Source organism: Larkinella harenae (genome assembly GCF_054780515.1).
Map to the genome: position 1 here is coordinate 517,520 of NZ_BAAGWE010000001.1, position 13,897 is coordinate 531,416.

9 protein-coding genes are annotated in these 13,897 nt (G+C 53.1%); 5 read left to right on the forward strand and 4 right to left on the reverse strand.

Translation table 11 applies throughout. The features are described from left to right. Positions 1-68: 68 nt before the first annotated feature. From ACYVH9_RS02115 to nuoL, 3 genes are all read right to left on the reverse strand, one after another. Positions 69-1,223, reverse strand: a complete 1,155-nt coding sequence (locus tag ACYVH9_RS02115; protein ID WP_460634637.1) for an acyltransferase family protein — start codon at positions 1,221-1,223, stop codon at positions 69-71. Positions 1,224-1,429: 206 nt separating this feature from the next. Then, the gene (locus ACYVH9_RS02120; protein WP_460636436.1) at positions 1,430-3,094 is read right to left on the reverse strand and encodes a complex I subunit 4 family protein; all 1,665 of its coding nucleotides are present in this window, start codon (positions 3,092-3,094) and stop codon (positions 1,430-1,432) included. Between the two features lie 25 nt (positions 3,095-3,119). Continuing rightward, positions 3,120-5,033 (reverse strand): NADH-quinone oxidoreductase subunit L, encoded by a 1,914-nt coding sequence (gene nuoL, locus ACYVH9_RS02125; protein ID WP_460634638.1) that lies wholly within the window; start codon positions 5,031-5,033, stop codon positions 3,120-3,122. Positions 5,034-5,184: 151 nt separating this feature from the next. Here nuoL and ACYVH9_RS02130 point away from each other — a divergent pair, with 151 nt between their 5' ends. Then, positions 5,185-6,168 (forward strand): phytanoyl-CoA dioxygenase family protein, encoded by a 984-nt coding sequence (locus ACYVH9_RS02130; RefSeq protein ID WP_460634639.1) that lies wholly within the window; start codon positions 5,185-5,187, stop codon positions 6,166-6,168. Between the two features lie 188 nt (positions 6,169-6,356). Continuing rightward, positions 6,357-6,914: an RNA polymerase sigma factor gene (locus tag ACYVH9_RS02135; protein ID WP_460634640.1), complete on the forward strand. Its 558-nt coding sequence runs from the start codon at positions 6,357-6,359 to the stop codon at positions 6,912-6,914. A gap of 81 nt (positions 6,915-6,995) precedes the next feature. Here the strand turns inward: ACYVH9_RS02135 and ACYVH9_RS02140 are convergent, their stop codons facing one another. After that, the gene (locus ACYVH9_RS02140; RefSeq protein ID WP_460634641.1) at positions 6,996-7,493 is read right to left on the reverse strand and encodes an anthrone oxygenase family protein; all 498 of its coding nucleotides are present in this window, start codon (positions 7,491-7,493) and stop codon (positions 6,996-6,998) included. Between the two features lie 242 nt (positions 7,494-7,735). Between ACYVH9_RS02140 and ACYVH9_RS02145 the strand changes: the two genes are divergently transcribed. The 3 genes from ACYVH9_RS02145 to ACYVH9_RS02155 are packed head-to-tail and all read left to right on the forward strand — an operon-like array spanning position 7,736 to position 13,891. Next, positions 7,736-8,851, forward strand: coding sequence for a FecR family protein (locus ACYVH9_RS02145; protein WP_460634642.1), 1,116 nt, complete (start codon positions 7,736-7,738; stop codon positions 8,849-8,851). A 33-nt stretch (positions 8,852-8,884) separates the two neighbouring features. Further along, positions 8,885-12,376 carry a TonB-dependent receptor gene (locus ACYVH9_RS02150; protein WP_460634643.1) on the forward strand — a complete coding sequence of 1,164 codons (3,492 nt, stop codon included), beginning with the start codon at positions 8,885-8,887 and terminating at the stop codon, positions 12,374-12,376. 15 nt (positions 12,377-12,391) lie between these two features. Continuing rightward, positions 12,392-13,891 (forward strand): RagB/SusD family nutrient uptake outer membrane protein, encoded by a 1,500-nt coding sequence (locus ACYVH9_RS02155; RefSeq protein WP_460634644.1) that lies wholly within the window; start codon positions 12,392-12,394, stop codon positions 13,889-13,891. Positions 13,892-13,897 lie beyond the last annotated feature (6 nt).

Sequence of the window (13,897 nt, forward strand, 5' to 3'; positions counted from 1 at the left end):
TTTGCGGAGTTGAGCGGAGCCGCTTATTTACTTGAACAACTCCGCTTAACTCCGTGAGACAATTGCGTTTAAACCCTTAAAAACACCTTTTTCGTATACAGAAAATACAGAAAGGCCCATTTCACGGCCAGTAGTGCCAAAATACCTCCTACGGCCCGAACGGGTTCGGAAAAGAAGCTCAGAATGCCTTCAAAAAAGAATTTGGCCGCGTATTCGAAGTCGATGAACTCACCAGCGATGTAAATCAGGATAGAATTCATCCCGATCACCGTGAAGAAAAACGCCCAGCCGCTAACTTTTTTAACGTCGATAATCCAGTAGAACAGCGCTAGCATCAATAGGCTCCAGCCCCCCGCTACCAGCACAAACGAACTGGTCCACAGGTTTTTGTTGATCGGAAAAATCCACCCCCAGCTGTAGCCGAGAATCAGGCAACAGGCACCGCCCATCACTAGCCACAGGGTTTTTTGATCCCGGTGGGCCGAGCGCCCGTCGCTGCGGAGTAGCTGACCCGCGAAAATCCCGAGCAGCGCCGTGCCAATGGCCGGAATGGTGGAGAATAGCCCTTCGGGATCGTGGACTTTCAGGTAAAGTCGCCCCGGCATAATGGACCGGTCAATATAGCCCGCCAGACTGCAATCCAGCGTCAGGACTCCGGCTCCGCAACCTGGAACGGGAATTAGCATCATCATGGCCCAATAGCCCAGCAGTAAGCCCCCAAACCAGGCATACTGCGCTTTTGGATTCGGGAAATACAGGTAAATCAATTGGCCAAACATCCCGGCCAGACCAATCCGGCCCAGAACGCTACCAAATCGCATGTCGCTGATGGGTTTGGTAAACAGACCGTTGTTATAAATAATACCCAAAAGGACCAGAATCAGACCCCGAGTGATCATTTTCCGGGCCAGTTCGCTTTTCGGGACACCCCGCTCCAATCGTCCGCCCACAGCAAAAGGTGTGGAGACGCCTGCCATAAACAGAAATAAAGGGAAAATACAGTCGTAGGGCCGAAAACCGTTCCAGTCGACGTGGGTGAATTGTTCGGCCATGAAAACCGCCCACGCCCAGCCAGTCGCTTTGGCCAGGACATGAAAAATCTCTTCTCCACCGGCAATCCAGAACATATCAAAACCCCGCAAGGCATCCAGCGACATCAAACGTCGGACGGGTGCGGGTTGGGCCAAAGCAGGCTCGGAAGTAGCCGTAGAAGTTGCGTGCATATCAGGTTGTATGAAGTATGCTGATAATACTGTATCCAAACGAGAATGGACTATTGGATTCGCCTGAAAGGTGCCAGTCATTCTGTCGCAACAACTTTCTTATCAAAAGTAATACTGCAAAATTCTGAAAAACAGCCTGTTACGAACAAGCATGAGGGCCCGGGCTGTAGCGAGTCACCCGGAGTAGCTGGCAGCTCATCCGGGTGCTACTCTACCGTAAACCGCTGAATCCAGTCGGCTACGGTGGCGTTGGTGAGGTTAAAAAGCAGGTTGGGAAACAGGCCAAGAATCAGCGCCAACGCAGCCAGTGGGATCAACATCAGCCGTTCACGGGCATCGAGATCAGTAAGAGTGTCGACTGATTGCGTTCGCAGCCAGAGCGGTCCGAAAAACATCCGCTGGAGTGTCCAGAGAAAATAGGCAGCCGCCAGAATGATGCCCAGCGTAGCCACCGCCGTCATCCAGCCGGGTAGCCAGAGCGATTGAAAACTGCCCATCAGCGTAAAGAGCTCGCCAACGAAACCGGGAAAACCGGGCAGCCCCAGGGAAGCAAAAAAGGCAATGGCCGTTAGCGCTGTATAGCCCGGCATGGCGCTGGCCAGTCCGCGGTAATTGTCAATACGCCGGTCGTGGGTACGGTCGTAGATAACACCGGTGAGTAAAAAGAGCATAGCCGACAGCACGCCGTGGCTCGCCATCTGATACACCGCGCCGTTGATGCCTTCCGGCGTCAGCGACGCAATGCCGAGGAGCACAAAGCCCATGTGCGATACCGACGAATAGGCAATCATTTTTTTGAGATCTGATTGGGCGAGCGCATTGAAACCGCCGTACACGATCGAAACGACACCCAGACCCGCCAGCAGCAGGGCGTATTCGGCTGCTCCGTCGGGGAACAGGCCCCAGCCGATGCGCAAAAAACCGTAGCCACCAATTTTCAGCAGTACACCCGCCAACACCACCGAAACGGGCGTTGGTGCTTCAACGTGGGCGTCGGGTAGCCACGTATGGACCGGCACAACGGGGAGCTTGATTGCAAAACCCAGAAAAACACAGAGGAAAGCCAACATGCGGGACGGAATTCCGAACAGGATAACTTCGCCCGTTGGGCCCAGGAAGGAGTCGGGCAGGTAGTTACCACCGTGGGCCATATAGCGCAAATCAAAGGTATGCACCACTTGCTGGAGGGGAATTTTGTACTCGGCCAGCAGGTATTGCATCTGGCGAATCATCTCGTCTGTTGCTTCGGATCGATCGTTGATCAAGCCGGTCTGGAGGGCGGTTTCAACCGGATCCATAACCGACATGTACAAGCTGATCATAACCAGCAGAATAAACACCGAACCCGCCAGCGTATACAGGAAAAACTTGATGGAAGCGTACTCCCGACGAGGACCACCCCACAAGCCGATCAGGAAATACATCGGCAGCAGCATGAACTCGAAAAAGAGGAAAAACAGGAAGAAATCAAGCGCCACAAAACAACCGATCACCGTGGCCGTCAGCAGCAAATACAGCGAATGATAGGCTTTCAACCGTTTATCAATAGTCCAGGAAGAAACGGCCCCGACAAGCATAACGGCCCCCGACAGCAGCACCAGCGGCAGGCTGATTCCGTCGACACCGACTAAATAATCGATGGAAACCAGCCCGAGTGAACCTAGTGACAGACTGATCCAGTCGGTACGTTCGAGCAACTGATAACCGGCCTGGGTGGGGTCAAAGGCCATATAAACGGCTCCACAAATCAGCAGTTCAATACCGCAAACGATCAGGGTAATCCATTTGTAAATGTTTTTCAGACTGGCGGGCAACAGCGCCACTAGCAGCGCACCCAGCAGGGGTATAAAAATGAGTGATGACAGCATAATAGATTGTCGATAGGAACAATACCGACTAGATCAAAAACCAAAGAATCAATAACAAACCGATAACCGCACTGGCGATGTACGACTGTACGCGCCCGTTTTGTACTGAACGTGTCAGATTGCCCAGCCGGTGGGCGAGCCACGAAGCGCCATTGACCAAACCATCGACAATTGTGCGGTCCGTCCAGGCGATGATGTGCGCTAAAACCACATTACCTTTAGCCGTTAAATCGACTAGCCGATCAATTATTTGCTGATCGAGTCGGTACGAAAGCCGGGCCAGTCGGACAAACGGTACCACAATGAACCGTTTGTAAAAACCGTCGAGGTACCAGTTGTACTCCGACACCCGGCTCAACGACGTCGATTTCGTTACAACCGGTAGTTGCCACCCCATCGCAATGCCGAGGGCCGCAACACTCACCGACAGCAGGGCGATCCAGAGGTGCTCTTCGGGTTCATTTGCTGGCGGAAATACGCGGAAGAACCAGCTGTGACCCGCCGAGAAAGGGTTTGCGGCAAAGACAAAACCGATGGACAAAGCGGCCAGGATCAGAATGGGAACCGTCAGCATCAGCCCTGATTCGTGCGCTGGGGCATGCGAGTCGTCAGCCTGGCGCGGGGTACCAAAGAAAACCAGCTTTGCCTGCCGGGCCATGTAACAAGCCGTTAAGCCGGACGAGGCAACGGCCAGAACCGGAATCAGGTAGGCGAAGCCGCCCTGTTGCCCGGCCCAGTTAAAGGCTCCCGCCAAAACGGTTTCTTTGGACAAAAAACCGGAGAACAGCGGCAGACCCGCCAGCGCAGCCGCGCATACGGCCCAGCCGGCAAACGTCAAAGGCATGGCGGTCCGTAAACCGCCCATCTGGCGCATGTCCTGCGTATGAACGCCGTGAATGACCGAACCGGCCGCCAGAAACAGACCGGCTTTGAAAAAGGCGTGGGTAGTCAGGTGAAACAGGGCGCCGAGGGGATTGCCAGTGCCCATCCCAACGACCATCAGGCCGAGTTGCGAAACAGTGGAATAGGCTAATACTTTTTTAATATCGGTTTGGTAGAGCGCCGAATAAGCCGCCATCAGCATAGTTACTGTTCCAATAAGGGTGATAATCAGCAGGGCGTCGGGGGTTAGCAGGAAATAGATGCGCGCCAGCAGGAAAATACCGGCGGCCACCATGGTGGCCGCATGAATCAGGGCCGAAACCGGTGTGGGGCCCTCCATTGCATCGGGCAGCCAGGTGGTGAGCGGAAACTGGGCTGATTTTCCGATGCATCCGCAAAACAGGCAAAAGCCGGTCAGGGTTGCCAACCGCCCATCGGTTACGAACAGGTCCGGCAGTTCCGCCAAATCCGTAGTGCCGGCCTGAAACAGCAGCAAAAAAATACCGAGCAGAAAACCCGCGTCGCCGATGCGGTTCATAATGAACGCTTTCTTGGCCGCAGCAGCCGCTTCGGGCTTTCGGAACCAAAAGCCGATCAGCAAGTACGACGAAAGACCGACCAACTCCCAGAAGGCATACATCATAATTAGATTCCCGGCCAGCACGATGCCCAGCATGGAGCCAATAAACAGACTGAGAAAACCAAAATAACGGTAACGGTCGCGTTCGTCGTGGAGGTACGAAATGGAATAAATCTGAACCAGCAGGGCGATAAAATGCACAATCACCAGCATCAGCGCGGTGAGCGCGTCGATGCGGAATGTAATCGGAACGGAACGCCCCGGCATCAAAATCCATTCGGAGCGGAGTGTAAGAAGTTCGGTGCCGGTTTGCGTGGTCAGCCAGATTGACAAAACCAGTCCGGCCAGTGTCCCAAGAGCTGCTGCGCTGCCAACCCAGCCATTGCTGCGCCGACCAGCCAGCAGCCAGAGGCTACCGCTCAGAAACGGAAGCAGAATCAAGAGCCAAAGAAGATTTCGGACGGTAATTTCGTCAAGCATTGCGCAAGATACGTGTGGACGTTCGGTGTGGCAAATATCCTCAATAAAGAGGCTAATAAAAATAATTGATTAATTTTATAGGGTATGAAGAGACGCATTAATTGCGAGCTTTTATAAATTTGGCTTCACATCATTTACTCAACCTATTCTCATGGCCCTTGCAACCACTCAAACCAATGAAAATTATAGCATGAACCTTCCCTGGACGGAGTCGCCTTTTTTCAATGTAGAATTGAAAAAAGCGAACTTAACTCCGGAGCTGGAGCGGATTGTGACGCAGTTTGCCGCAGAAGGATATGTGGTATTTGATCCTGCCATTGATGAAGCCATCCTGGATAGAGCCCTGGAGCAACTGGAGCCTAAGCACATAGCCGTTAAAGATGACCGAATCCAGGATGCCTGGAAAGAAGTGCCCGAAGTGAAACAAATTGCGGTTGCGCCGAAGGTGCTGGAAGTGTTGCGGGTACTCTACCGCCGGGAACCAATTCCGTTTCAAACGCTGAATTTCAAATTAGGGACGCAGCAACGGACGCACAGCGATTCTATGCACTTCCATTCGATTCCGCAGCGGTTTATGTGTGGTGTATGGGTGGCACTGGAAGACGTCCGGAATGATAACGGCCCCCTGCATTATTATCCGGGAAGTCATAAACTGCCCTTTTATGATTTATCGGACATTGGTATCCGGGCAACTTCGGCCAAAAGCCTCAACGAAGCCTATAACAAAACATACCCCAAATACGCTGATTTTCTCGAAGATCTGATTGACGCGCAGAATCTGAAAAAAGAGATTCTGAACATGAAAAAAGGCATGGCGTTGATCTGGGCTGCGAATCTGCTGCACGGTGGCGAGAAAATTATCACCGCCGGCTCCACCCGCTACAGCCAGGTTTCTCATTACTTTTTTGAGGATTGTGTCTACTACACGCCCTTGCAGTCGGATATGCCACTGGATAAGTTGTACCTGCGTCAGATCACCAACATCCGGACCGGTGAAAAGGTCGTCAATAAATACATCGACGAATACATCAGTCAGGACAGCGAAGGCTATGCCATGCGGGTTACTATTCCCTCGGCCGTTCGGCGGATTGGCGGGATGATTTTGAAGCCCTTCCGGAAAATACTGGGTCGCTAAATCCTTTCGTGTAACCAAGACCGTCCGGCTTTTGGTAGCGGTGGATTTACTAGATTGCGTGCAAAATATTAAAACTATTTTAATAGAATATTGTAGTTTTAATACGTTTTAGAAGAATACTGCACACACCATCGACATTGGAAGATCGCTTTACGCATACGGACGAAACTTACTGGCAAGCGATTCGAATGGGAGATAAGACCGCATTGGAAGCCCTGGCAACGCGGTATTATCGCCCTCTGTTCCATTATTGTACTCGATTCACCAGTAATCACGCCTTGATCGAGGACTGCCTTCAGGACTTGTTTCTGGAGATTTGGGAAAAGAATCGCGGGTTGGCCGTGGTCAAATCCGTCAAAGCCTATCTCTTTACAGCCATTCGACACAATGTAGTGCATCGACTCCGGCGCGATCATCTCTTCGCTCCCCTCCCGGAAACCGATGAATCCGAAGACCCGGTTTTTAACCCCGAAAGCCTGCTGTTGACCCACGAGCTCGAACAGGCGCAGAACAACCTGCTCAAACAGTCGCTCGAACGGCTACCCCGGCGGCAGCGCGAAGCCATTTACCTGCGGTATTACGAGGAGCTTTCGTACGAAGAAATTGCCTCCGTGATGGGCCTAAACCGGCAGGTTGTGGCCAACTACCTCCAGCACGCCCTGGAAACGCTGCGCAAATACTGCCGGAATGTATTGCTGGGCGGGTGGTTGGGGGCCTTTACTAGCTGGTTAGGAAATCAATTGTAATCCTATCAGGACGGGTGGAAAAAATGGTTACCGTTTTTAAACAATAACCCGTGTTGTAAAATTGGATATGAAACCAACGGTTTAGTGCTCGTCGGTGCTCAGGTACGCCAGCATCAGCAACACCACAGTCAGCGTCGAAGCGGTGGTGCGCACGGTGTTCAGTCGGTTCCACGGCCCTTCAAACTGCGCCCGATGCCGGGCAATTTCTTCGGGCGAAGCTGAGAGCACTTGAAACGAATCGAGCTGCTCGTTCAGCGGAATGTTGCCCAGTATTGTAACACCCAGAACACCAGTCCAGTATACCACGGTAGCCGCAGCCAGTAGCCAGAACCGCCGAGTTTTATCCGGATGATAGTGCAGCCACGCACTCAGGGGAAGAAACAACGGTACACCCAGAAAAACCAGTAGAAAAACCGGATTCTGAATGGCCCGGTTGATGGACTGAAAAGCCGCAACATAGACCGCATCAGACAAACGGCCCAGCCCCAGATTAACAGCCCAGGAAAAAGCAAAAAACAGTCCGGCCATCAGAGCTGTGGTGGTTCCGGCCAGAACAAAAATCAGGTTTGCGACTTTCATACGCTCGTGTGGTTACTTCAGAAGCAAAGTTGAGATGCAGGGCCTGCGGAAAATAGAACGAAACCGACAACCGCAGCTGACTTATCGTTGAAACCAAAGCCAGCTTTTAAGTAATCTTTCTGGCTGAATGGATTGATTACCAGCTTCCGATCGATCCATTCGATGGAATTGTAACTTTATCTTGAAAAATTTTTGCAAAACCACGGTTACTTTTCTCTTTCTTCTTCCTCATCGTCGTGAAAATGCCCCGCTGCCGATTTTTCATTACCAAACTCGACGACGTGCAACCGCTGGATTTAATCGAAAACGAATCATTCCGACGCTGGATTTACCGGCCGACTGAGGCCGATACGATGTATTGGGAAACCTGGATGGCTGAGCACCCCGACAACCGGGCCAATGCGGAGCTGGCCCGCCAGTTTTTGATAAACGCCAAAGGCGAGCTGCCTACGCTCACCGACCAAGCCGTATCAACCCGGGTGAGCCGGATGTTGACAGCCGTCGAAGACGCTGAACCGCAAGATCATTACGCCCTGAAAAAACCGTGGTGGAGTCGCCAGTGGGCGCTGACGGGCGTGGCAGCCTCGATGCTACTGGTCTTGGTTGGCGGCTTCTGGTTTCTGAAAAAAGCCAACCGATCCACGTCCGAAAGCCCGATTACCCAGCAACAACCCGCTGTGCGCATGATTGAAGTAAGCAATCAAAAGGCTGCTCCGCGGTTGGTACGGCTTTCTGATGGAAGTCTGGTGCGGCTTCATGCGCAGGCAAAAATTCGGTTTCCGGAAACTTTTGCGGCCCAGACCCGGGAAGTACAGTTGAGTGGTACGGCCTTTTTTGAAGTCGTGAAAGACGCGTCCAAGCCGTTTCTGGTTCATGCCAATTCGCTGACAACCCGCGTCGTAGGAACCAGCTTTACAATTTATGCACCGCAGCAGGGGGCCGATACGCGCGTGGTTGTTCGAACGGGACGCGTAGCGGTTTACCCCAGTACAGCTTCGGCAACACCGGCACCGCCGGCTGAGTCGGCGGTTTTGCTGGTGGCAAATCAGCAAGCGGTTTATCACCCCGGTGATGCCCGACCGGCCAAAGAAGAAGTAGCTAAAACTGAGCGGATATCGATCCCGCGTTTTTCGTTCCGGCGCACCCCGCTGGCGCGTGTGTTTCAGAACCTGGAGCAAACCTACGGTATTCGGGTTTTGTACGATGCCCGATCGGTGGCAAACTGTACGCTGACCGTGCAGTTCGAAGACCAGTCGCTTTTTGAAAAACTAGATGTGATTACAGCCAGTACCGGAACCAGCTATGAACTGACCGACGACGGAGCCATCCAAATTCGGCCCGGTAGCGGCTGCCAGTAAGTGAAACGTGCCCCACAACCACCCATTATTGCGATGAAAGAACGACTACTCCCTTTTTGCCGGTTACCGCATCGATGGTCGAAAACCGCTCTGGTAGCGGCCTTCCTGCTGACCGGTTTGGTCAATGAGTTGGTGGCCCGGCCCGCGTCCGGCCACAATCCACTCAAGCGACCCATCACGCTAACCATTTCGAATCAGCCGATGGAGGCCGTGCTGCAACAGGTAGAAAAGGCCGCTGATGTGACGTTTGCTTATAGTTACGAAATCATTCGTGCCGACCGGCGGGTTAGCCTGAATGTTCGGAACGAGCGCTTGGGCACCATTCTCAACACCTTGCTCGACCCGATTCAGGTTAGTTACGAAGTGGTGGGAGCCCGCATGATTGTGCTGAAAAAGAAATTGGCGGAGCCCGAAGGGGTAAAATCCGGTAGCACCCGGACCTCTCTCGACCGGCCCGAATCGCTCGCTCTGGCATCGACGGAGTCGGCGGTTATTGACAAAGTGATTTCGGGGCAGGTAGTGGATGAAAAAAACGAACCCATGCCGGGTGTGAATGTTGTTCTGAAAGGGACTACTACGGGTAGCACCACCGACGGCGACGGAAAATACCGGATCAACGTACCAGATAACGGTGGCACGCTCCAATTTTCATTCATTGGTTATTTGACGCAGGAAACCGTTATCGGCAACCGGACCACCGTGAACATTACCCTGGCCGTAGACGATAAAACGCTGTCGGAGGTTGTCGTGGTGGGATACGGCACACAGAAAAAAGCTGACCTGACCGGGGCGGTTTCGACCATTTCGTCGAAAGATATTGACCGATTGCCGGTAGCGGGCATTGATCAGGCACTCCAGGGAAAAGCCGCCGGGGTGCGGGTAACCCAATCGACCGGAGCACCGGGCGAAGGCGTTGCGGTTCGGATTCGGGGCGTTGGGACCATCAACGACAACAGCCCACTGTTTATCATCGACGGCGTGCCGACAAAAGATGCCTTTAACGTGCTGAATCCCACGGATATTGAAAGCATGTCGGTGCTGAAAGACGCGTCTTCATCGGCCATTTATGGGGCTCGGGCCGCCAATGGGGTAATTGTGGTGACGACCAAGCGGGGCAAAAGCGGAGCGCCCCGCATTGCGTTTAACAGTTATACGGGTGTACAGCAGCACGGGCGATTGATTCCGATGGCCAATACCGCCGAATACGTCCGGATTTTCAACGAATCGGTCGAAAACGATAATGTGGGCGTCGAAAATCCTAACCTGCAACGACGGCCTATTCCGGCCAGCGCACAACTGGCCGATACCGATTGGCAAAAAGCCATTTTTCGACCAGCCATGATTCAGAATTACCAGTTGTCAATCAGCGGAGGCAACGAAAAGTCGCGTTATCTGCTGTCAGGCAATTATTTCGATCAGAAAGGAATCATCCTCAATTCGGCCTACAAGCGATACGGTTTGCGCACCAGCGTTGATACCGACATTGCCGGAAAAGTAAAAGTCGGAACCAATCTGAACCTGACCTTTTCCGACCGCGACATCATTGGCAGCTCGGGCGACGGCTACGGTGGCAACGGCGGGAGCATTGTTCGGTACGCGTTATTCCGGTCGCCCGCTATTCCGATTTATGACCAGAATGGCGATTTTTCGGATTTGCCATCCAATCCGGCGCTTTATGGGGACGGTTATAATCCGGTAGGACTGGCCGAGAAGCAGGATAACAAAGAGCGGCAATACCGTGCGTTTGGTAACCTGTACGGAGAATGGCAGATTCTGAAAAACCTGCGGTTTCGGTCGGATGGCGGCATGGATATCAACATCATTAACCGGAAAACCTTCAACGAAAACTGGGGAACCAACGGCCGCATCAACAGCCCGGCCACGCTGGTCAATCAGGTAGCGTTGATCAGCACGCTGAACTGGAACAACACGTTGACCTACAATCGGATATTTAACGACCGGCACGACTTGTCGGTGCTGGTCGGTACGGAAGCAATCCGTAACGTCAGCCGAACCATCGGCGGCTCCGATCGTAATTACATTGATCAGGTCGAAAACCTGCGTTACCTCGGCCGCGGCATTGATCCGACGGGCAAAACGAGCTTCGAGGGCGACTCGCGCTGGGCGTTATTCTCACTGTTTGGAAGGGTCAATTACGCGTTCAATAGCCGGTATCTGTTTTCGGCCAATATCCGGCGCGACGGCTCATCGCGGTTTTCGGCGCAAAACCGTTACGGAACCTTTTTCTCCGGTTCGGCGGGCTGGAACATCGACCAGGAAGAATTTTTCAAACCGTTGTCCAACACCATTTCCCAGTTGAAACTACGGGCCAGCATTGGGCAGCTGGGAAACCAGGACATTGGTAATTATCCGTTTGCGTCCATCGTTGCGGGCGGTTACAATTATCCGCTGGGCGATCCGCAGCTGACGGTGCCGGGCTACACCATTGTAAGCCGGGGCAATACGAATGTGAAATGGGAATCGTCGACGCAAACCGATATTGGATTGGAAATTGGTTTTCTGGCCAACAAAATCCAGCTGAACGCCGATTATTTCATCAAAACCACATCGGATATGCTGATTCCGGTGCCGGTGCCGAAGTCGGGCGGGGCCGCCGGGGCGCCCTACGTCAACGCCGGTAAAGTCGAAAACCGTGGTATTGAACTGGATCTGGTTTACCAGGATAAGAAAGGGGCCTTCAGTTACGATGTAACCGCCAATGTGTCCTTTATCAAAAATAAACTGCTCTCCCTCAGCGATGGACGGCCCATTCCGGGCGGACGCATCGACAATGGGGTGTTTGCTACCCTGACCGAGCCAGGCTATCCCATTGGCTCGTTTTACCTGTTGCAGCAGGAAGGAATTTTTCAGTCGGAATCCGACATTTTTACCAGTGCCTTTCAGGGCAACACCATCCGGCCGGGCGACGTAAAATTCAGGGATGTCAATGGCGACGGACTCATCAACCAGCAGGACCGCTCGCACGTGGGCAGTCCCATACCGACTTTACTGTACGGTTTGACGGCCAATCTGGCCTGGAAGGGGTTTGATTTATCGGCTTTCTTTCAGGGCGTATCGGGCAACAAGATTTACTACCAAGTGGCCACTGATATTGAAGGCTTTTACCGGGCGTTCAACATCACCAAGCGCGTGGTGGATGAACATTGGACGGGGCCGGGGACGAGCAACACCCAGCCGCGGGTTTCCTGGAAAGGTTCGGCCAACAACAAACAACCGTCGACCCGCTTCCTGGAAGACGGCGCTTACACCCGGCTCAAAAACCTGCAAATCGGCTACACACTACCGGCCAAAATCAGCAAACGATTTGGCTCGTCGAGTACCCGGGTTTACGTGAGCGGCCAGAACTTGCTGACGTTCACAAAATATCCCGGACTGGACCCCGAAATGCAGACCAGTAATAACGTCAATAACGAGGCATTCAAGGGCGATGTGGCCGTTGGTATCGATTGGGGAACCTACCCGACCGCCAAAATTTACATGATCGGTTTAAACGTAAACTTTTAACGACCGGAAAACCGTATGAAGCGCATTCAATTACTAGCCATAGCCACGGTTTTGCTGGGAATAACCAGCAGCTGCGGTGATTTTCTGAATGAAGAAGTACGGGCGGATTATCCCGAATCCGCTTTTTACCAAACGCAGGCCCAGGCCGTCCTGGCCATCAACGCTGCCTACGTTCCGCTGACGTTTTCGACGGACCGAAACCGTCTTTGGGTTTTTGGAGACGTTGCGTCCGACGATGCCGCCAAGGGCGGAGATCCGGGCGATCAGGCCGATATTGGTTTGATCGATGACTTCCAGATTTTTCCGAGCAACGGTGCCGTAGAGTCGCAATGGGGCGAATGGTACGAGGGCATCAGCCGCTGCAACATCGTTTTGCAGAAAGTACCCGGCATCACCATGAGTGCCGACGTTAAAGCCCGGATTCTGGGCGAAGCGCGGTTTTTGCGCGCCCTGTATTACTTCTACCTTGTCAATACCTACGGTCCGGTGCCGGTTTTGCTTGAACCGAAAAATCCGGATCAACTTCAGATTGCGCAATCGCCGGTCGAGGAAATCTATACCCGCGTCATTGAAGCCGATCTGGCCGAAGCCATCAAGAATTTACCCCCTGCTCATACGGGTTCGGATGTAGGGCGGGCAACGAAAGGTGCGGCTACAGCCTTGCTGGCCAAAGCGTATCTGTACCAGAAAAAATGGCAGCAAGCCGCCGAAACAGCCGCGCAGGTGCAGTCCATTGGCGGTTACGAACTACTGCCGGTCTATAGCCAGAACTTTCAACAGGCTTTCAAGAACAATAAGGAAGCGATTTTCTCGTTCCAGCACCTGACCAATCAGGTACCGTTTACGGGCAATCGCCTGAATCAGTGGTTTGCGCCCCGTCAGAACGAAAACGGTTATTTTTTCGACGCACCCACCCCCGATTTTGTGGCCGAGTTTGAGCGAACCAGCGCGGGGGTTGCAGATCCCCGACTCGATTACACCGTTGCGCGGCAGGGGCAACCCTGGATTGATGGAACACCCTACGATCCGTCCTGGTCGCCAACGGGTTTCCTCAACAAAAAACACCTGCAACCGCTGTCGGAAGTGCCGAAGAGTACCAAGGCCGACGGTAATCTGAATTACGTGATGATTCGGTACGCCGACGTGCTGTTGTGGCAGGCTGAAGCGCTTAACGAACTTGGGCGATCCACCGAAGCACTGGCGTTTCTAAATCAGGTGCGGAAGCGGGCGCGGGAAAGCTACCTGCATGACTCGACGCTGGATTCAACGGCGGTTCCGCCCGGATTGCTACCCATTGTAACCACGACCAGCCAGACGGCTTTGCGGGAGGCCATTTACCACGAACGGCGCGTTGAGTTAGGATTTGAGTTTCACCGCTATTACGATCTGATGCGTTGGGGCAAAGCCTACGCCGAAGCCGCCCTGAGCGACAAACCGTCATTCAAGTACGAAACCAGCCGGTATTTCCCGATTCCGCAGAGCGAGCGGGATACCAACAAGGGCTTAAAATTTTAGCTTTTA